Source organism: Solibacillus silvestris (assembly GCF_051967575.1).
Lineage (GTDB): Bacteria > Bacillota > Bacilli > Bacillales_A > Planococcaceae > Solibacillus > Solibacillus silvestris_B.
Genome location: NZ_JBQCJW010000094.1, coordinates 1 through 591, shown reverse-complemented (window position 1 = coordinate 591; position 591 = coordinate 1). Strand labels below are relative to the sequence as shown.

At 35.5% G+C, this 591-nt stretch carries 1 protein-coding gene; it reads left to right on the top strand.

The annotated features are described in order from the left end of the window. Positions 1 to 73: 73 nt before the first annotated feature. On the top strand, positions 74 to 591 hold a 518-nt coding region (locus tag ACTHOQ_RS18905), incomplete at its 3' end, for a transposase (protein ID WP_440497741.1).

Here is a 591-nt window from a genome sequence, read left to right as displayed (position 1 = left end):
ATTAAAAAAAGGACGCTCTTCTGATAAAATAATGTTTACCACAACAAAAATAATAGCAGAAAGAAGTGTCCTTATGTTTAAAGAGTATAACATGAATCAATTAATTTTGCCGTTAGATTTAGAAATGAAATTACAAAAAAATGATCTTGCCTTTTCGATTCATCATTTAGTTGAAAGCATTCCGAATGAAGCTTTCGCTCCTTTTGTTCACCGTACGGGGTGTCCGTCCTATCATCCACGTATGATGTTGAAGCTAATTTTATGCGGCTATACACAATCCACTTTTTCAGGACGTCGAATAGAAGACCTCACAAAAGACAGTATTCGAATGATGTGGCTTGCACAAGGGTATGAACCGAGTTATCGAACAATTAATCGATTCCGTGTTCACCCAGATATGCAAGAATTAATTCGCCAATGTTTTGTCCAATTTCGCTGTCAACTCGTAGAAGAAAAATTAATTAATGAAGAAGCTATTTTCATTGATGGTACCAAGATTGAAGCGAATGCGAATAAGTTTACGTTTGTCTGGAAAAAGTCTGTTGAACGGTACCACAAAAACTTACTGGAAAAGTCAAATACGTTGTACGA